The sequence below is a fragment of the Bradyrhizobium sp. SZCCHNS1022 genome (assembly GCF_032484835.1).
Taxonomy (GTDB): domain Bacteria; phylum Pseudomonadota; class Alphaproteobacteria; order Rhizobiales; family Xanthobacteraceae; genus Bradyrhizobium.
This window is the reverse complement of record NZ_JAUETT010000001.1, coordinates 340,925-359,969: the sequence shown is the minus strand read 5'-3', so window position 1 is coordinate 359,969 and position 19,045 is coordinate 340,925. Positions and strand designations below refer to the sequence as shown.

The following is a 19,045-nucleotide window of genomic DNA, read 5'->3' as shown; positions in this document are numbered from 1 at the left end:
CAATTTGGGTGAGCGACAATGGCTTGGACAACGCCTTGGACGACGGCCACGACCCCATCCGCTGCGCCGGGCGGCGAGGATGAGCTGATCCGGCGGGCAAGGGCGCGCGACGAGACGGCCATCCGGGCCATCCTGCTGGCGAACAACCGTCGCCTGTTCCGGATCGCCCGCGGCATCCTGCGCAACGATGCCGAAGCTGAGGACGTGGTGCAGGAGACCTATGTCCGGGCGCTCACGCATCTGGAGAGCTTTCGCGGCGATTCCAGCCTCTCGACCTGGCTCACACGCATTGCCATGAACGAAGCGATGGGGCGGCTGCGCGGGCGCCGGCCCACCGTGCAACTGGAAAGGCCCGCGGAACGCACCCCTGAGGCCGAGATCATTCCCTTTCCCGCCGCATCGAACGATCCGGAAAAATCCATGGCACAGCGCCAGATCCAGGGCGTCGTCGAACGCGCCATCGATGAGTTGCCGCAGCCGTTTCGTCTGGTCTTCATTGCCCGCGTGATCGAGGAGATGAGCATCGAGGAGACTGCCGCACTGCTGGAGCTGAAGCCCGAGACCGTCAAGACGCGCCTGCACCGCGCCCGCTCGCTGTTGCGGCACAACGTCGAGAAGGAGATCGGTCCCGTCGTCCTCGACGCCTTTCCGTTTGCCGGCCGTCGCTGCGAGAAGCTGACCGACGCGGTGCTCAAACGGCTCGGCTTTCCGATCTGATTCTTTTTCGGGAACGTCGGCCTCGGTTCTTCATCCAATCCCTGTGCAACCATTTACCGCCGGCCGCGAGGTCCGGCGCTACAGGAGATTGAAGCCATGTTCAACCGTATCGGCGCGGCGGCCGTCGTGATCTGCCTGTCGAGTATCGCGGCGCTCTCGCAAGGCGCCAAGCTCACCGATCCGCAGATCGCCCATATCGCGTACACCGCAGGCGAGATCGACATCAAAGCTGCGAAGCAAGCCTTGGACAAGTCCAGCAACAAGGAGGTGAAGGAGTTCGCGGAAGGCATGGTGCGCGACCACGAAGCCGTCAACAAGCAGGCGCTGGACCTCGTGAAAAAGCTGAAGGTCACCCCGGAAGACAACGACACCAGCCGCACGCTGTCCAAGCAGGCCGGCGAAAAACGCAGCGAGCTCGCCAAGCTTAAGGGCGCGAATTTCGACAAGGCGTATATCGCCAACGAAGTCGCCTTCCACAAGACCGTGAACAACGCGCTTGAAACCCAGCTGATTCCCTCCGCCAGCAATGCCGAGCTGAAGAGCCTATTGCAGACCGGCCTGAAGATCTTTCAAGGCCACGAGCAGCATGCCGAGCATGTCGAAGCCGATCTGAAGTAGGACGGTGCCATGCGGATAGGACGACTTGCCCTGTCGAGCGCGCTCATGCTGGCGGCCGCGAGCGTTCCGGCGCGCGCGGCCACCATCCAGATCTCGATGCAGAATCTCGAGATATCGCCGGCCATGGCCTCGGCCAAGGTCGGCGACACCATTGAATGGATCAACAAGGATGCGCTGGTCCATACCGCCACGGCGCGCAATGGCAATTTCGACGTCGTCCTGCCGCCGAACAAGACGGGGAGCCTGCTGCTGAAGAAGGCAGGGACGGTGGATTACTATTGTCGCTATCATCCCAACATGAAGGCGACTCTGAAAATCGATCGCTGATGTTGTCGGCCTCAGTGCGGGTTCTCCAGGCTGAACGCTTCGGATTGCTCGTCATAGGCGAACAGCTCGGCATAACGTCCCCAGGAGATGATCGTCTCCAACGTCTCGTCGGCATAGTGCTCGGACATGTAGTCCTCAAGCTCGACGCGGAAGCGTGCGGCCGGCGCTGTGTGCGACGGCCGGTCGTCGAGCACGCGCCGGATCAGGCCGATCAGCGGGACGTTCTCGGTCAGATGCTGGGCGAACAGCTTCTTGCGCTCGTCGGTCTCCAGATGCGCGAAGCGCTTGCCGGCTTCGGTCAGCGTCAGGTCGCCTTCGCTGAGCTGGGCGAAGCGCAACAGCTGCAGCGCTTCGGCGAGCGGAAAGATCTCGTCGACCTCGAGCTGCAGATGCCCGGCCAGCACCGGCAGGTCGGCGTGGCCATTATAGGGCTCGCCCGCGAGCGCCTCGATCAGACCCGAGATCGAGTTCGACCCTACGTGGCTGAGCACCATGCCGACGCCCGCACCCGGCGCGCCGTCGATGGTTGGCGCTTTCGGCTCCGGCCGCTGCGTCATACGGGCATAGAGACTGTCGACCAGCTGGCGGAAGGCGGCATCGAGGCGGTTGCGCGGATGGGGCAGATCGACCTTGAACTCGGCGGCGACACGGCCGGGATTCGAGGAGAAGACGAGGATGCGGTCGCACATCAGCACCGCTTCCTCGATGTTGTGCGTCACCATCAAGACCGATTTGATCGGCAGCCTTCCGTCGGTCCAGAGGTCCACGAGGTCGGTGCGCAGCGTCTCGGCGGTCAGCACGTCGAGCGCGGAGAACGGCTCGTCCATCAGCAAGAGGTCGGGATGCACGACCAGTGCGCGGGCGAAGCCGACGCGCTGGCGCATGCCGCCGGACAATTCCTTGGGGTATGCCGATTCGAAACCGTCGAGACCGATGAGGTCGATCGCGGCGAGCGCGCGCTTGCGCCGTTCGGCGCTGTCGATACCGAGGGCCTCGAGTCCGAGTTCGACGTTCTGCAGCACCGTGAGCCAGGGGAACAGCGCGAACGACTGGAACACCATGGCGACCCCATTGGGAGGCCCTGAGATGGTCTCGCCGCGGCATTTGACTTCGCCCGAGGACGGCGAGACCAGGCCCGCGATGATCCGCAACAGCGTCGACTTGCCCGAGCCGGAGCGGCCCAGCAGGCCGACGATCTCACCGGCGCGAATGGTCAGGTCGACCTTCTCCAGCACGACGAGATCCTCGCCGCTGCCTTTGGGAAACAGTCGGCTGACACTCTTGATGTCGATCAGCGAAGCCTGGTTGATCTGGTCGCGCATGAGAGTCCTCCTCCTCAGCCAAGGCGCAGCCGGCGCTCGCCGAACGCGTAGAGCGGCCGCCACAAGAGCCGGTTGAACAAGGTCACCAGGATGCACATCACGGCGATGCCGAGCACGACGCGCGGGAAGTCGCCCTGTTCGGTCGCGGTCGCGATATAGGCGCCGAGCCCTGTTGCCGTCAGATGGGTGTCGCCCCAGCTTGCGACCTCCGCCACGATCGAGGCGTTCCAGGAGCCGCCGGACGCGGTGACGGCGCCGGTGATGTAATAGGGGAAGATGCCGGGCAGGATGACCTTCGTCCACCAGCGCCAACCGCCGAGGTGAAAGCTGGACGCGGCTTCGCGCAGATCGGTCGGGAAGGCGCTGGCGCCCGCGATCACATTGAACAGGATGTACCACTGAGTGCCTAAGATCATCAGCGGGCTCAGCCAGACATTGGCATCGAGCTTGAGGCGCACGATCAGCACCACCACCACCGGAAAAGCGAGGTTGGCCGGAAACGCCGCCAGGAACTGCGCCAGAGGCTGCATGCGTTCGGCGAGTTTGGGCCGGAGCCCGATCCAGACGCCGACCGGTACCCAGATCAGCGAGGCCAGCGCGATCAGCACCACCACGCGGAGCAGGGTGATCAGGCCGTAGCCGATTGATATGGCGACATCCGCAAGGGCCAGCGTTGCCGAGAGATAGGCATAGGTTTTCCAGCCGGCATAGCCGCAGCCGATCACGATCACGGCGAGCCACAGCGCGTCGATCAGCCGCGACGGCTGACTGGTGCGAACCGTCGCATTGAAGGTCGTCGGCCAGTTGATCCGCAGATTGGAAAACGACCGGTTCACGGCGGCGAAGGGGATCGTCAGCGCGCGCAACGCGCGCGTGCGCCGGAAAAGATCGAGCATCCACGAGGTCGGCGGATTGCCTGAGGCCGTTTGCTCGAAGCGGAACTTGTCGGCCCAGGCCACGATGGGCCGGAACAGCAGCTGATCATAGGCAATGATGACCAAGAGCATGGTCAGGATCGCGTAGCCGATCGCGACGAGGTTCTTCTGCGCGATCGCGAGCGCGACATAGGAGCCGATGCCGGGCAGGGTCACCGTGGTGTTGCCGACCGTGATGGCTTCGGAGGCCACCACGAAGAACCAGCCGCCGGACATCGACATCATCGCATTCCAGATCAGGCCCGGCATCGCGAATGGCACGTCGAGGCGCCAGAAGCGCTGCCAGGCGGACAGGTGGAAACTGCGCGTGGCCTCGTCCAGGTCCTTCGGCTCGTTGCGCATCGACTGGTACATGCTGAAGGTCATGTTCCAGGCCTGGCTGGTGAAGATCGCGAACACGCAAGCGGCCTCGGCCCCAAGCACCTTGCCCGGGAACAGGTTCATGAAGAACACGACCGTGAAGGTGAGAAAGCCCAGGATCGGCACCGACTGCAGGATGTCCAGCAGCGGGATCAGCACCATCTCGGCGCGCCGGCTCTTGGCGGCGAGCGCGGCGTAGACGAAGGTGAAGATCAGCGAGCACAGCATCGCGAACAGCATGCGCAGCGTGGTCCGCAGCGCATAGAGCGGCAGGTGCGATGGATCGAGCGACACCGGCGCGGTGTCCAGCGCGGACAGCGGCAGCGTGGTCTGTTCGCCGCCATAGACGATCAGGACCATGGCGCCGATCACGATGATCAACGCGACGATGTCCCAGATATTGGGCCGCACCGCCTCTCGCAACACGGTTGTGTTGATGTCTTGAAGTATCATCGCGCGTGTCTCGTCCCGCCGGTCGTGCTTGTGCGCCGCAGCGACGCCTCCTTCCCACACTATCGCGGGTCGGTTCAAGCGGGCCGATTCGGCAGTCATCCGGACCGCCATGGTAGGCGGGATTTGTGATGGGTTGTTATCGGGGGTGGGCTGGGCGAGCGGTGATGCCGAGTCTGCCGGTCTTGGCGCGATGAAAGCCGAGTTGAGAGGTGTCGTCCCGCCTCCGCGCGCGAAGGCGCGCCGGGCCGGGACGACATCGGAATATTGATCTAGCGTCGGTCGCCGACAGGTCGGAAATGCCGAATCACCGTTCCTCCCGCCACGCGTTCACCACCGCCCCGATGTCGGCCACCTCGGGTTCGCGGATGGTGGACGGGGTGCGCGAAAAGCGCGGGGCAGGCGCGGGCTGGGTGATGCCGTGGCGGTCGACGAACACGCCGCGCGCCGCCATGTGGGCATGCTTGGGCGCTTCCGACATGGTCAGCACCGGGGCGAAGCAGATATCGGTACCTTCCATGATCTGGCACCATTCGTCGCGCGTCTTGCTCTTGAAGATGGCGACGAGCCTCTCGCGCAGGTCCGGCCAAGCGTTCGGGTCCATCTGGGCATCATAGCAGGCGTCGGACAATTCCGCGTGCTGGCGGAGCAGCGCATAGAACTGCGGCTCGATCGAGCCGATCGAGATGAAGTTGCCGCAGGCGCATTCGTAAACGCCGTAGAAATGCGCCCCGCCGTCGAGGAAGTTGCGCTCGCGGCCTTCGGTCCAGCGACCCATTGCGGTGAGGTCGAAGAACATCGACATCAGCGAGGCCGCGCCATCGCACATCGCGGCATCGACCACCTGGCCCTTGCCGGACTTCGAGGCCTCGAGCAGGGCGGCGAGCACGCCGACCACGAGATAGAGCGCGCCGCCGCCGAAATCGCCGACCAGGTTGAGCGGCGGCACCGGCCGCTCCTTGGGGCCGATCGCGGCCAGTGCGCCGGTGATGGAGATGTAGTTGATGTCGTGGCCGGCGGCCTGCGCCAGCGGGCCCTCCTGGCCCCAGCCGGTCATGCGGCCATAGACCAGTTTGGGGTTGCGTGCGAGGACGACGTCTGGACCTAAGCCCAGCCGCTCCATGACGCCGGGACGAAAACCTTCGATCAGCGCGTCGGCGCCGGCGAGCAGGTCCAGCACCTGGGCGACCGCCGCCTTGTCCTTCAGATCGATCTCGACGACCCTGCGTCCGCGACCGGCGACCGACTTCATGGCCTTGCGCGCGCCGACGCGATCGAGCGTGACGACATCGGCACCCATGTCGGCCAGCATCATGCAGGCGAAGGGTCCGGGGCCGATGCCGGCGAACTCGACGATGCGATATCCGGCGAGCGGGCCGGTGGCGCGAACTGATGTCTGCGGTGCGGTCGTGTCGAGCACGTTGTGTTTCCTGCAGTGTCTCAGCGCGTGAGGCGGCGGATCGGACGAAAGCGGCAGCGGCGAGTTACACCCCTCACCGTTGCGGGAGGCTGCAAGTGCGTGGTGGCTGTCTGTCTCGATCAAGCGTCGTCACGCGCGACGTGGCGTTTCCTGATGTCCGATTGTCCCGCGTGAGTGCAACCAAGGCAAGCACCAAGGCAGGCGCGCTGTATCCCGCAAAGCAAAACGGCGCGCATCGCTGCGCGCCGCATGGAATGTCGTGTGCCGTGACGCGGAATCAGCCGCGCCGCGACCTCAGCCCGCAGCCTGCACGGCGCGCTGCGCCATCACCTTCACCAGGTTGGCGCGGTAATCGGCCGAGCCATGGATATCGCTCAGGAGGCCGTCGGGAGAGACGGTGACACCGTCGAGCGCCGACGGGGACCAGTTCGCCTTGAGTGCGGCTTCGATCGCGGCAACGCGCATCACGCCGCTCTGCGAAGCGCCGGTCGCGGCCACCCGCACATCGCCGCCCTTGGTCCTGGTAACGAAGACGCCGGTGAGCGCGAAGCGCGACGCCGGATGACGCAGCTTGGCATAGCCGGCCTTCTCGGGGATAGGGAACGAGACCTCGGTGATGATCTCGCCGTCCTCCAGCGCGGTCGTGAACAGTCCCTGGAAGAAGTCGTCGGCCGCGATCGACCGCTTGTTCGTCTTCACGGTAGCGCCGAGCGAGAGCACGGCCGCCGGGTAGTCCGCCGCCGGGTCGTTGTTGGCGAGCGAGCCGCCGATGGTGCCGCGGTGGCGCACGGCAGGATCGCCGATCAGCGAAGCCAGATAGGCGAGTGCCGCGATCGCCTTCTGCGCCGTGTCGGAGGTTGCGACGTCATAATGCGGCGTCGCCGCCTTGACCGTCAGCGTGTCGGCAGAGGCCTCGATGCCGATCAACTCTTTGATCTTGCCGATGTCGATGACGTCGGACGGGGCGGCAAGACGCTGCTTCATCACAGGAAGCAGCGTGTGCCCGCCGGCCAAGAACTTCGCTTCGCTGCCCTTGGAAGACACTAGGGCGACTGCTTCGTCGATCGAAGAGGGGCGATGATAAGTGGTCTGATACATAGTTGCTCCTCCGTCGTCTTCAGGCGTTGCCGTGGATCGCGTGCCAGACGCGGTCCGGGGTTGCCGGCATTTCGAGCTTGTTGTTGCTGATCGCATCCGTGATGGCATTGATCACTGCCGCCGAGGCCCCGATCGCGCCGGCCTCGCCGCAGCCCTTCACGCCGAGCGGATTGCCCGGGCAGAGCGTGGTGGTGTGGCTCAGCTTGAACGAGGGCACGTCGTCGGCTCGCGGCATCGCGTAGTCCATGAACGATGCCGTGACCGGCTGGCCATTGCCGTCATAGACCGCGTGCTCGAGCAGGGCTTGGCCGATGCCTTGGACGAGGCCGCCATGGACCTGGCCTTCGACGATCATCGGGTTGATGAGCCGCCCGAAATCGTCTGCCGCGACGAAGTTGACGAACGAGGTCTTGCCGGTCTTCGGATCGACCTCGAGCTCGCAGACATAGGACCCGGCCGGGAAGGTGAAGTTGGTCGGATCGTAGAAGGCGCTCTCCTTCAGTCCGGGCTCCATACCGTCGGGAAGGTTGTGCGCGGTATAGGCGGCGAGAGCGACCATCGGCAGCGCCATCGCTTTGTCGGTGCCCGCGACCTTGAACTCGCCGTTCTCGATCACGATGTCGCCTTCGCTCGCCTCGAGTTGATGCGCCGCGATCTTCTTGGCCTTGGCTTCGACCTTCTCCATCGCCTTCAGGATCGCGGTGAGGCCGACGGCCGCAGAGCGCGAGCCGTAGGTGCCCATGCCGAACTGCACCTTGTCAGTGTCGCCATGGACGATCTGCACTTGGCTGATCGGTATGCCGAGCCGGTCGGCGACGAGCTGGCAGAACGTGGTCTCGTGGCCCTGGCCATGGCTGTGGCTTCCGGTGAGGACCTCGATGGTGCCGACGGGGTTGACGCGGATCTCGGCGGATTCCCACAGGCCGACGCCGGCACCGAGGCTGCCGACTGCCTTCGAGGGCGCGATGCCGCAGGCTTCGATGTAGCAGGAGAAGCCGATGCCGCGCAGCTTGCCCTGGGCTTGCGCCTGCGCCTTGCGCGCGGGGAAGCCGGCATAGTCGATCGCCTTCAGTGCCGCGTCGAGCGAGGCATTAAAGTCGCCGGTGTCATAGGCCATGATCACCGGGGTCTGGTGCGGGAACTGCGTGATGAAGTTCTTGCGCCGGAGTTCGGCCGGATCGACCTTCAGCTGCCGTGCGGCCGTCTCCATCATGCGCTCCAGCAGATAGCTGGCTTCCGGGCGGCCCGCACCTCTATAGGCATCGACGGGCGTGGTGTTGGTGTAGACGCCCATCACCTCGGCATAGATCGCCGGGATGTTGTACTGGCCCGACAGCAGGGTGGCGTAGAGATAGGTCGGCACCGAGGAGGAGAACAGCGACATATAGGCGCCGAAATTGGCGTGGGTCTTGACCCGAAGCCCCAGGACCTTGTTGTCTGCGTCGAACGCCATCTCGGCGGTGGAGATGTGGTCGCGGCCATGCGCGTCGGTGAGGAACGCCTCGCTGCGGTCGCCGGTCCATTTGACCGGACGGTTGACCTTCTTGGACGCCCACAGCGTCACGATCTCTTCGGGATAGATGAAGATCTTCGAGCCGAAGCCGCCGCCCACGTCCGGGGCGATCACCCGCAGCTTGTGTTCGGGCGCGACGTTGTAGAACGCCGACAGCACGAGGCGGGCGACATGCGGGTTCTGCGAGGTCGTGTAGAGCGTGAAATGTTCTTCCGCCGCGTCATAATCGGCGATCGCCGCGCGCGGCTCCATCGCGTTCGGCGCCAGGCGGTTGTTGGTGAGCTCGAGCTTGACGACATTGGTGGCCTTCGCAAAGGCCGCGTTGACGGCGGCCTCGTCGCCGATCGACCAGTCGTAGACCACATTGCCCGGCGCTTCCGGATGCAGCTGCGGTGCGCCCGGCTTCAAGGCGGAGGGCATGTCCGGCACCGCCGGCAGCTCCTCGTAATCGACGACGACGGCCTCGGCGGCATCGCGTGCGAGGTTCTTGCTTTCGGCGATCACGACCGCCACCGCCTGGCCGACGAAGCGCACGGTCTCCGGCGCCATCGCCGGCCACGCACCCATCTTCATCGGCGAGCCGTCCTTGGAAGTAACGGCCCAGCCACAGATCAGGTTGCCGATCTTGTCGTCGACAAGCTGCCGGCCCGTCAGCACCGCGACCACGCCCGGCATCGCCTCGGCTGCGGAGGTGTCGATGCTCCTGACCTTGGCATGCGCATGCGGGCTGCGGACGAAATGGGCATAGGTCATGCCCAGCAGCTTGATATCGTCGACGTAGCGGCCCTTGCCGGTGATGAAACGCTTGTCTTCCTTGCGCACAACGCTGGCGCCAATGCCTTCAATGCCCATGCGATCCTCTCCCTGCCGGAGTTCGTTATTCCACCGCTTCCCCATCGAGAGCGGCAGTGTTGATGTCGTGGGGTGGCCCCGCCTATTCGGCGGCCTGAGCCATCTTCATGCGGCCCGCTGCGTCGAGCACGGCTTTGACGATGTTGTGATAGCCGGTGCAGCGGCAGATGTTGCCTTCGAGCTCCTCGCGCACGGTCGCCTCGTCGAGTTCGCCGCCATGGCGGTGCACAATATCGATGGCCGACATGATCATGCCCGGCGTGCAATAGCCGCATTGTAAGCCGTGATTGTCGCGGAAGGCGGCCTGCATCGGATGCAGTTCGTCGCCCTTGGCGATGCCTTCGATGGTGGTCACGTTGCTGCCGGCGGCTTGGCCCGCCAGAACCGTGCAGGATTTCACTGCGCGGCCGTCGATATGGACGACACAGGCGCCGCATTGGCTGGTGTCGCAGCCGACATGGGTCCCGGTCAGGTTCAGGTTCTCGCGCAACAGCTGGACCAGCAGCGTGCGGTCCTCGACCTCCACCGCAACCTGCTTGCCGTTCACCGTCAGTTTGACTGTCGACACGTTGATCCTCCCGCTTGATTTTTACTTATTCCAATTAGAAACAGCGCCTCGTCACTTTGCAACTCGAATTTTTGTCCCGGATGTCATCGCGGCGTCTTGCGTCGAGCAGTACGAGACGGGAGGCGCTCTACCTGCCTATGCCTGAGGCAAGCCGGATCTGGCGGCATACCTTGTATGTAGCCTCCGCAAATTTACCGGCCCTTATCCATTGTGACGTAGTTTTGATCGCGGCTGGGCCGTCCGCCCGGCGTGGCCGCTATTTGCGACGGGTGGAATTGGGGGGTGGAGAATGTCTGCGCGTTCGGCGACAGGGCAGCGGCCTGGAAGTTTTCTGACCCTTCGCTTCCGCGGTAAGATCATTGTCGGATTTGCCCTGGTTCTGGTGATCTCGGCGGCCAGCCTCGGCTTCGCCTATTTCGGGTTCGAGCGGGTTGCCTCGGCCGTTGCTGCGTATCGCGCCAGCGTCGCGGAAGCGGATGCGGCGCGCATCATCGACCGGGAGCTGGTCTCCTATCAGGCGCTCGCCCGCTATTACGCGCTGACCGGCAGCCCGGACGATGAGAGCGCGGCGATGGCGGCACAGGAGCGGCTGCAGGCGGCCGTGGCGAAATCGGCGGCGGCGACGACGGCGCCGGAGCGGCGCGCGCAGCTTTCGCAACTGCAAAGTGAGTTTCAGGTCTTCAGCAAGATCTTTGCCGACATCGTCACCCTGACACGCGAGAACAAGCGGATATCGACCGAGCAATTGACGGTCACGGGCAACAAGATCCGCTACAAGTTCGACGATCTTGCCGATACCGCGGCGCTGGCGGGCCTTCCGAGCATCCAGACCACTGCCAAGGACCTGACCGGCCAGTACCTGACCGCCTCGACGCTGGTCGGTACGTTCACCCCCAAATCCGAGCCGCGTGCGGCGGATGGGGCGATCGCGCGCATCCGCTTCCTGGAGAACTCGCTGGTCACGATCTATGCCAACGACGAAAAGATATCCCAGCGCGTGACCGAGCTCGGCGAGCTCCTGAAGCAGTACCGGACCAGCTTTGCCAAGCTGGCGGAGAACGTCAAGGCGCTCGCGAAGCGCGAGAAGGAGATGGGCGAGGCCGCGGTCACGATCCTCAAACTGTCGAATGGGCTGCGCTCCGACCTGACGGCGGACCAGGAGCGCATCGAGACCGCCACCAACGCGACGATTTCGGACATCGAGCGGCTGATCGCGATGCTCGCGATCGGCGGCCTGGCGCTCTGCGCCGCCCTGGCCTTGATGCTCGGCAACGGCATTTCGCGGCCGATGATCACGATGTGCAAGGCGATGCGCGAACTCGCCTCCGGCAATTTCGACGTCAGGCTTCCCGGGCTCGGGCGCACTGACGAGATCGGCGAGATGGCGGCGGCGGTCGAAGAGTTCAAGGTGCAGGCCATCGCCAAGGCCGAGCGCGATGCCGCGAGCCAGGATGCACAGAACAAGGCGGCCGGTGCGGCACGCCGCGCCGAACTGATCCGCTTTGCCGACGAGTTCGAGACCGCGGTCGGTTCGATCGTCGCCAATGTCTCGGAATCGGCCCATCAGCTTGAATCCGCTGCGGCCACCCTGACCCGTACCGCGGAGACCACGCAAAATCTCGCCGGCCGTGTCGCCGGCAGCTCGGAGCAAGCCACCGGCGGCATCGAATCCGTCGCGACCGCGACCGAGGAACTCTCGACCTCCGTGGCGGAGATCGGGCGCCAGGTGCGCGAATCCAACCGCATCGCCGAATCGGCGGTGGTGCAGGCCGAGGAGACCGATGGTCGCATCGGCAAGCTGTCGACGGCTGCCCAGGAGATCGGCGACGTGGTCAAGCTGATCACCGCAATTGCCGAGCAGACCAATCTGCTTGCGCTCAATGCCACCATCGAAGCGGCGCGGGCGGGCGATGCCGGGCGCGGCTTTGCCGTGGTCGCCTCCGAGGTGAAGTCGCTCGCCAGCCAGACCGCGCGGGCCACCGACGAGATCTCGAACCACATTTCCGGCATGCAGGAGGCGACCAAGGAATCGGTCGCCGCGATCAAGCAGATCGGCGGCACCATCGGCCAGATCTCGACCATCGCCTCGTCGATCGCGAGCGCGGTCGAGCAGCAGGGCACGGCGACCCAGGAGATCGCGCGCAATGTGCAAGGCGTCGCTGCCGGCACGCGTGAAGCGGCCGCCGATATCACAGAGGTCAATCGCGGCGCCACCGAGACCGGTTCAGCCTCGGAAGAAGTGCTGCTCTCGGCGAAATCGCTGTCGTCGCAAAGCGCGCGGCTGCGCGAGGAGCTCAACCGCTTCATGGCGAATATCCGAGCGGCGTAGCGCTGCTGACTGCCACGTTGCTCGCCGCACACACGCTATCATCCCCGCGAAAGCGGGGATCCATGGCCCAGGCAATGGTTTCGATGTAAGCCATCAGCCACCGCGCTCCCTCGATGAATTCCGCAGCACGGATCCTGCCTTTCGCCGGGACGACACGGTTCGTGCGGCCGCTGGCAGGCCTTCAAACAAGTGATCTGCGAACATGGCCCCGCTGCATGCGAATGCGCAGGGATCGTTTCTCGTCTCCTGTCTGCTGGAACCCGTCCCCGAGCACCGCGTTGGAGCATGGCGGCGCGCTGCCGCATTTGCTTCACCGTTACCGTTCATCGTCTCCGAACGGTCGGCTTCCGCGCTCTCGCATGGTCCCGCATGGCTCTTCGGCACGCATTCGCACCCGATGATGGCGCCGCCGCTGTGCCGCAATCCGGGACATCTGCAGCCGAATCCGCAACTGTGCAGCCCGGCGATGACGGCCGCGTCATCGTCACCAACATTCCGGCCCGGCTCGACGATCTCCGCTGGAGCGGCTTCCATACCCGCGTCGTGCTCGCGCTCGGCATCACCTGGGTGCTCGACGGGCTGGAGGTGACGCTGGCGGGCGCGCTGTCCGGGGCGTTGAAGGCGAGCCCGAGCCTGCACTTCTCCAATCTCGACGTCGGCCTTGCCAACAGCGCCTATCTCGCCGGCGCCGTGCTCGGCGCGCTCGGCTTCGGCTGGCTGACCGACCGCATCGGCCGCCGCAAACTGTTCTTCATCACGCTCGCGCTCTATCTCACGGCAACCGCGGCCACCGCGCTGTCCTGGAGCGTGGCGAGCTACGCGCTGTTTCGTTTCCTCACCGGCGCCGGCATCGGCGGCGAATACACCGCGATCAATTCGACGATTCAGGAGCTGGTGCCGGCGCGCTATCGCGGCTGGACCGACCTTCTGATCAACGGCAGCTTCTGGCTCGGCGCCGCGATCGGCGCCGGCAGCGCCATCGTGCTGCTCGACCCGGCGATCACCGGCCCCGATCTCGGCTGGCGGCTGGCCTATGGCACCGGCGCCTGTCTCGGCCTGATCGTGCTCGTGATGCGGATGTGGATTCCGGAGAGCCCGCGCTGGCTGATGATCCACGGCCATCCCGACGAAGCGCACAGGATCGTCGTCGAGATCGAGCGCGACGTCACCGGTCATGATCGCGAGCAGCGCGCGAAGGAGCTGCCGAACATGAAGCTGCGCATGCGCGGCCACACGCCGCTCGGCGAAGTCGCGCGCACCCTGTTCGTGGCCTATCGCCAGCGCGCGCTGGTCGGGCTGACATTGATGGTGGCGCAGGCCTTCTTCTACAACGCGATCTTCTTCACCTTCGCGCTGGTGCTGACCGACTTCTATGGCATCGAGCCGGATCGCGTCGGCTGGTACATCCTGCCGTTTGCGGCCGGCAATGTGCTCGGGCCGCTGCTGCTCGGCCGGCTTTTCGACACGCTCGGCCGCCGTACCATGATCACATTCACCTATGGTGTCTCCGGCATCCTGCTCGCCCTGACCGGCTATCTGTTCTCGATCGGCGCCTTGAGTGCGCAGACCCAGACCGCGGCCTGGATGGTGATCTTCTTCTTTGCGTCGCCGGCCGCGAGCGCGGCCTATCTCACCGTCTCGGAAAACTTCCCGCTGGAAGTGCGCGCGCTCGCGATCGCCTTCTTCTATGCCGTCGGCACCGGGATCGGCGGCGTGGCGGGGCCGGCGCTGTTCGGCGCGCTGCTCGATTCCGGCTCGCGCATCGCCGTGTTCGGCGGCTATCTGTTCGGCGCTGTGTTGATGGTGGTCGCCGCGGCCGTCGCCTTCCGTTATGCGGTGGCGGCGGAGCGGAAATCGCTGGAAAGCGTGGCGCGCCCGCTGGCCGTCATGGAATGATATGATCATGGCTGACACCACCGATTTCCCGGAGCTGCCATTGCAAGACGATCCTGGCAAGCCAGCCGACACGGCCCGATCAACCCCGACCAGCCTGGTGCCGCGGTTCGACGACATCGCGATCCTGCTCGATATCGACGGCACGCTGCTCGACCTCGCCGCGACGCCGCGCGAGGTCTGGGTGCCGCCGGGCCTTACCGAGACCTTGAACACGCTGCATCGGCGCACGGCGGGCGCGCTCGCGCTGGTCAGCGGCCGCTCGTTGAACGATATCGATCTGATCTTCGCCCCGCAGGTCTTTCCGGCGGTCGGCGGTCACGGCGCCGAGATGCGGCTTGCGATCGACAGCGAGGCTGATGCGGTGCAGGCGCCGCCGCTGGACAAGGAGCTGAAGCGGCGCCTCGCCGCGATCGCCAAGCTCAGCCCCGGCATTCTGCTCGAAGACAAGGGTTATTCACTGGCGCTGCATTATCGGCTGGCGCCGCAGGCAGAGCAGGCGATCTATGAGTCCGTATCTCGGATACGTGCCGATCTGCCGGAGGCGCCGATCGAGATCCTGCCGGGCAAATGCGTCTGCGAGATCAAGCATGCCGGCTTCACCAAGGCGAGCGGCGTGCGCGAACTGATGACGCATTCGCCGTTCAAGGGTCGCAGGCCGTTATTCATCGGCGACGACGTCACCGACGAGACCGTGTTCGCAATCATGCCGGACTTCGATGGCCTGTCGTTCTCGGTCGGTCGCCCGGCGCGCGGCGTCCATGGTGAATTCGGCACGCCGCATGATGTCCGGACGTTCCTGGGTGAACTGGCACGTCGCGATTCCTAGACGTCGGCTGGCGGTCGGTGCTGATCTTATTAGAAGAGTGAGGAGCGCAGCGGGAGCCCGGTGTGGAATCCTGCGCCGGTTCCATCGGGAGCTGTGCAGATTCTGCGGCGAACACGCGACCGACTTTCAATTGCTTTGAATCGCTCTTGAATTTGCCTCTGCTTCGATAACACCCCGCCACCGCCTGAATTTGGTTTCATTTGGTTGAAAGGGTGTCGAGGAACCATATTGATGAACGTCTGTTAACCAAGGCTACGCTTCCGAGGCTCGCATGACCATCGCGCTATGCCCGTTTGCGGACTTCGGACGTGAATGGCACTGGCAGACCAAGGATCTGGTGCAGCCTTGACTATGGAGTTCCATTGACTTGCCGACGTGGACAGATCGGAACTTCATTTCGCCGCACTGGACCGTGGACAACAGGAGGGGACCTGTGAACCTCGTCGTGGTTTCGAATCGGGTGGCACGTGGCAAAGCCAACGAGCCGATGACTGGCGGACTGGCAGCAGCGTTGCTGCCGGTAGTCGAGAAATCCGGTGCTATCTGGGTCGGTTCTTCGGGACGCGTGCGCGACGGGGCGCAATTGGAACCGATTGTGGAGATCGAGCCGCTGGGCGCGGGCGCGTTGGCTCTACTGGATCTGCCCGCCGCACATTATGCCGGCTATTACGAAGGCTTCGCCAATTCCGCGCTATGGCCGGCGCTGCATTCGCGCAGCGACCTGATCCGCGTGTCCCACGACGATTACGAGTCCTATCGCGAGGTCAACGCCTTCGTCGCGCGCTCCCTGCTGCGCTTCCATAAGCCCGATACCGCGTTCTGGATCCAGGACTATCACTTCCTGTCGCTCGGCGCCGAGCTGCGCGTGCTCGGCGTGAAGAGCCCGATCGGCTTCTTCCTGCACACGCCGTGGCCGGCGCGCAGCGTCGTCGACGGCGTGCCGCACCATGCCGAGCTGCTGGAGGCGATGCTCGCTTATGACCTGATCGGGTTCCAGACCCAAGACGATTGCGAGAATTTCATCGCCTGCATCCGCTCACATCTCGGCCTGAAGGTGAAGAGCGGCGTGGTGCAGTCACGCCATGGCCGGACGCGCCTCGCCGTGTTCCCGATCGGCATCGATGCCGACAAATTCGCGCAGGCCGCCGCCAAGGCGGTGTCGCACCCGGATGTCTCGCGGTTGCGCCGCAGCCTGCAGGGCGAGAAGCTGGCGATCGGCGTCGATCGGCTCGATTATTCCAAGGGCCTCGTCAACCGCATCGGCGCATTCGATCGGATGTGGAGCCTGCATCCGAACCTGTTGCGCTCGGTGTCGCTGTTGCAGATCGCGACGCCCTCGCGCGAATCGATCGAGGCCTACGGCCAGCTGCAGAACGAAGTCGCGCGACTCGTCAGCGAGGTCAATGGCCGCCATGGCGAGGTCGACTGGACCCCGATCCGCTATCTCAACAAGGGCTATGGCCAGAGCGTGCTGGCGGGGCTGTATCGCACGGCCCGGGTCGGCGTCGTGACGCCGCTCTATGACGGCATGAACCTGGTCGCCAAGGAATATGTCGCGGCGCAAAGCCCGAACGACCCGGGCGTGCTGGTGCTGTCGCAGTTCGCCGGCGCCGCCAATGAGCTCGACGCCGCGCTCCTGGTCAATCCGCACGACATCGACGACATGGCGCGGACCATCGCAAAGGCGCTCGCAATGCCGCTCGCCGAGCGCTGTGCGCGCTACGAAGCGATGATGACGAAGCTGCATCGGCACTCGATCCAGCAATGGCTCGCGGATTTTCTCGGTGCGCTGCAGGCCACCGATGTCGAGCAGGCCGAGATCGAGCCGCTGCCGGCCACGCCGCCCGGTTTCTGGGCGCGGCGGGCGTCGTCCTCGGGCGCGCGCTATCACTGAGTTGGACTGTCATGGCGAGCAGGCGCGGACGCGCCGCCTCCGGACGATGCTTCGCATCGCCGGGAGAACCATGAGGCTCCATCGTCTTTCGCTCGATGGCAGTCAATTGCAGTACGACACGCCGTCCAGCACGGCGCAGCGCAGCTTGTTCGGCGCGCTCGGGTTTTCCATCGGCACCATGCCCTTGCCCTGGCCGACGAACACGCCCGGCCCGACCACCACCGACGCCTTGTTGCCGACGATGACGCTGTCGTGCCCTTTCAGCCGGGAGTGGGTGCCGTCCGGCCACAGGATGGCGTCGCCCTGCCAGATGCCTTTGCGGCCATCGTTGCAGGTCACGTCCACCCCCTGCCGGGTGCATTGGTCGGCGCGGGCTGTGGTCAGCCCGGCCGACAGGCTCAGCAGCAGCACGGCCAAGGTGAGGGGGCGGAACGGGTGGGCAGTGGTCATCCGTTGATCTCCGGGCGTGAGGGGGCGTCATCAATGGTCTCGCCGGGCCGATTCGGGGTTCATCCCCCCTTTGAAATCGCCTCCGCCCTCGGGCGCTGCCCCCGGAATGGCTCGATTCACCAAAGGTTTGCCGAATTTTTTGCCGGCAGACCCGCTTGATGGCTTGCAAAAGGCCGTGCGCCCCGCCAAGAGAGGGCGCCCGGAGAGATGGCCGAGTGGCTTAAGGCGCACGCTTGGAAAGCGTGTGTGCGGGAAACCGTACCGTGGGTTCGAATCCCACTCTCTCCGCCATCTGACATTGAAAAATATTGCAAATTTCGCTTTTCGGTCCCCGGGCTGGACGTGTCGGGAGCCGAGTGTGACATTCTGAAATTCGGTCGGGAGCCGAGCTTGCCCTTCGCGCCAACGAGATGGCCCGCATAGAATCGTTGGTTGGTCCAGGTCGAACTCCGTGCGTGTCGCAGAATTGGCTATTGCGGCGAGCGAATCGAACAACCTGCGCGATCAGAGTGCTGGCAGCCGGAGCTATCCAATAGCCGCTCGGTCGATGTGGGCCGATCAGATGGCCTTGCCAAACATTGCGCCGATACCAGCGGTTAGACCCATTGCAAATGCGCCCCAGAACGTCACCCGCAGCGTCGGTTTGAGCAAACCTGCGCCACCGGCCTTTGCACCGATAGCACCAAGAACCGCAAGGAACATCAGCGAGCCCACCGAAACGACGGGAATGAGTGCGTTCACTGGCGAGGCCGTGACCAGGAGCAGAGGCGCCGCGGCCCCCACCGAAAACGTGCTGGCGGAGGCAAGCGCGGCCTGAATGGGGCGCGCCGTCGTGATCGCCGAAATCCCGAGTTCGTCCCGCGCATGCGCGCCCAGCGCATCTTTTGCCATCAACTGCTTCGCAACTTCCCGCGCAAGATCGATCTCGAGTCCGCGCGAGACGTAAATCTGCGCGAGTTCCTCCATCTCGAAGGCTTGATCGGTCGAAAGCTCCCGGGTTTCCCGCGCGATGTCGGCGTGCTCCGTATCCAATTGCGAACTCACCGATACGTATTCGCCGGCGGCCATCGACATCGCGCCGGCGACCAGGCCGGCGATCCCCGTCAGCAGTATGTCGCTTCGCGAAGCAGCGGCCGATGCGACGCCCAACACCAAACTGGCCGTTGAGATGATTCCATCGTTCGCGCCGAGAACCGCGGCTCTGAGCCAGCCAATGCGTTCGACGGCGTGACTCTCCAAGTGCAGGCGGCTCATTATGTCGCTCCCGGAAGACGAGCAGAAGGTATTTGGCGTCCATTTCGCGCGGGTGCCGATAGTTGCACAAAATGATTGGCATCACAGTACATGTTCATGTTGATAAGGATCAAGCACGCACCGCTCGTCCCGCTACTGATCGGTGTGCTGAAGCGGGGTGTTGCCGAGCCGCAAGAGTTGCGAAAGCCGGGAGTGAGCGCGGCTCACCCGGTTCTT

At 64.6% G+C, this 19,045-nt stretch carries 15 protein-coding genes and 1 tRNA gene; 8 read left to right on the top strand and 8 right to left on the bottom strand.

Annotated features, from left to right (window positions below; translation table 11 throughout):
- Positions 1 to 18 precede the first annotated feature (18 nt).
- From QX071_RS01625 to QX071_RS01615, 3 genes are all read left to right on the top strand, one after another.
- A complete protein-coding gene (locus QX071_RS01625) occupies positions 19 to 717 on the top strand; it encodes an RNA polymerase sigma factor (protein ID WP_315702597.1) in 699 nt (232 codons plus the stop codon).
- Between the two features lie 96 nt (positions 718 to 813).
- The gene (locus tag QX071_RS01620; protein WP_315702598.1) at positions 814 to 1,335 is read left to right on the top strand and encodes a DUF4142 domain-containing protein; all 522 of its coding nucleotides are present in this window, start codon (positions 814 to 816) and stop codon (positions 1,333 to 1,335) included.
- Between the two features lie 9 nt (positions 1,336 to 1,344).
- Entirely contained in the window at positions 1,345 to 1,662 is a 318-nt protein-coding gene (locus QX071_RS01615; protein WP_315702599.1) for a cupredoxin family copper-binding protein, read from the top strand.
- Positions 1,663 to 1,673: 11 nt separating this feature from the next.
- Here QX071_RS01615 and QX071_RS01610 read toward each other — a convergent pair whose 3' ends face one another.
- From QX071_RS01610 to QX071_RS01585, 6 genes are all read right to left on the bottom strand, one after another.
- The gene (locus QX071_RS01610) at positions 1,674 to 2,984 is read right to left on the bottom strand and encodes a nitrate/sulfonate/bicarbonate ABC transporter ATP-binding protein (protein WP_315702600.1); all 1,311 of its coding nucleotides are present in this window, start codon (positions 2,982 to 2,984) and stop codon (positions 1,674 to 1,676) included.
- Positions 2,985 to 2,998: 14 nt separating this feature from the next.
- Positions 2,999 to 4,732: an ABC transporter permease subunit gene (locus tag QX071_RS01605; RefSeq protein WP_315702601.1), complete on the bottom strand. Its 1,734-nt coding sequence runs from the start codon at positions 4,730 to 4,732 to the stop codon at positions 2,999 to 3,001.
- 304 nt (positions 4,733 to 5,036) lie between these two features.
- On the bottom strand, positions 5,037 to 6,149 hold the full coding sequence (locus QX071_RS01600; protein WP_315702602.1) for a CaiB/BaiF CoA-transferase family protein: 1,113 nt from the start codon (positions 6,147 to 6,149) through the stop codon (positions 5,037 to 5,039).
- A 294-nt stretch (positions 6,150 to 6,443) separates the two neighbouring features.
- A complete protein-coding gene (locus QX071_RS01595) occupies positions 6,444 to 7,247 on the bottom strand; it encodes a xanthine dehydrogenase family protein subunit M (protein ID WP_315702603.1) in 804 nt (267 codons plus the stop codon).
- A 19-nt stretch (positions 7,248 to 7,266) separates the two neighbouring features.
- Positions 7,267 to 9,612 carry a xanthine dehydrogenase family protein molybdopterin-binding subunit gene (locus tag QX071_RS01590; protein ID WP_315702604.1) on the bottom strand — a complete coding sequence of 782 codons (2,346 nt, stop codon included), beginning with the start codon at positions 9,610 to 9,612 and terminating at the stop codon, positions 7,267 to 7,269.
- Positions 9,613 to 9,694: 82 nt separating this feature from the next.
- Entirely contained in the window at positions 9,695 to 10,180 is a 486-nt protein-coding gene (locus QX071_RS01585) for a (2Fe-2S)-binding protein (protein ID WP_315702605.1), read from the bottom strand.
- 289 nt (positions 10,181 to 10,469) lie between these two features.
- Here QX071_RS01585 and QX071_RS01580 point away from each other — a divergent pair, with 289 nt between their 5' ends.
- The 4 genes from QX071_RS01580 to QX071_RS01565 all read left to right on the top strand — a co-directional run bounded on the left by QX071_RS01580 (position 10,470) and on the right by QX071_RS01565 (position 17,125).
- Positions 10,470 to 12,509 carry a HAMP domain-containing methyl-accepting chemotaxis protein gene (locus tag QX071_RS01580; RefSeq protein WP_315702606.1) on the top strand — a complete coding sequence of 680 codons (2,040 nt, stop codon included), beginning with the start codon at positions 10,470 to 10,472 and terminating at the stop codon, positions 12,507 to 12,509.
- 369 nt (positions 12,510 to 12,878) lie between these two features.
- On the top strand, positions 12,879 to 14,405 hold the full coding sequence (locus QX071_RS01575; RefSeq protein ID WP_315702607.1) for an MFS transporter: 1,527 nt from the start codon (positions 12,879 to 12,881) through the stop codon (positions 14,403 to 14,405).
- Between the two features lies 1 nt (position 14,406).
- Positions 14,407 to 15,231, top strand: a complete 825-nt coding sequence (gene otsB, locus QX071_RS01570) for a trehalose-phosphatase (RefSeq protein ID WP_315702608.1) — start codon at positions 14,407 to 14,409, stop codon at positions 15,229 to 15,231.
- 433 nt (positions 15,232 to 15,664) lie between these two features.
- The gene (locus QX071_RS01565) at positions 15,665 to 17,125 is read left to right on the top strand and encodes a trehalose-6-phosphate synthase (protein ID WP_315702609.1); all 1,461 of its coding nucleotides are present in this window, start codon (positions 15,665 to 15,667) and stop codon (positions 17,123 to 17,125) included.
- A 102-nt stretch (positions 17,126 to 17,227) separates the two neighbouring features.
- Here QX071_RS01565 and QX071_RS01560 read toward each other — a convergent pair whose 3' ends face one another.
- Positions 17,228 to 17,575 (bottom strand): hypothetical protein, encoded by a 348-nt coding sequence (locus QX071_RS01560; RefSeq protein WP_315702610.1) that lies wholly within the window; start codon positions 17,573 to 17,575, stop codon positions 17,228 to 17,230.
- A gap of 201 nt (positions 17,576 to 17,776) precedes the next feature.
- Here QX071_RS01560 and QX071_RS01555 point away from each other — a divergent pair.
- Positions 17,777 to 17,866: transfer RNA gene (locus QX071_RS01555), tRNA-Ser, on the top strand.
- 267 nt (positions 17,867 to 18,133) lie between these two features.
- On the opposite strand, the gene QX071_RS01550 is transcribed toward QX071_RS01555, so the two are convergent.
- Positions 18,134 to 18,829 (bottom strand): VIT family protein, encoded by a 696-nt coding sequence (locus QX071_RS01550; protein WP_315702611.1) that lies wholly within the window; start codon positions 18,827 to 18,829, stop codon positions 18,134 to 18,136.
- Positions 18,830 to 19,045 lie beyond the last annotated feature (216 nt).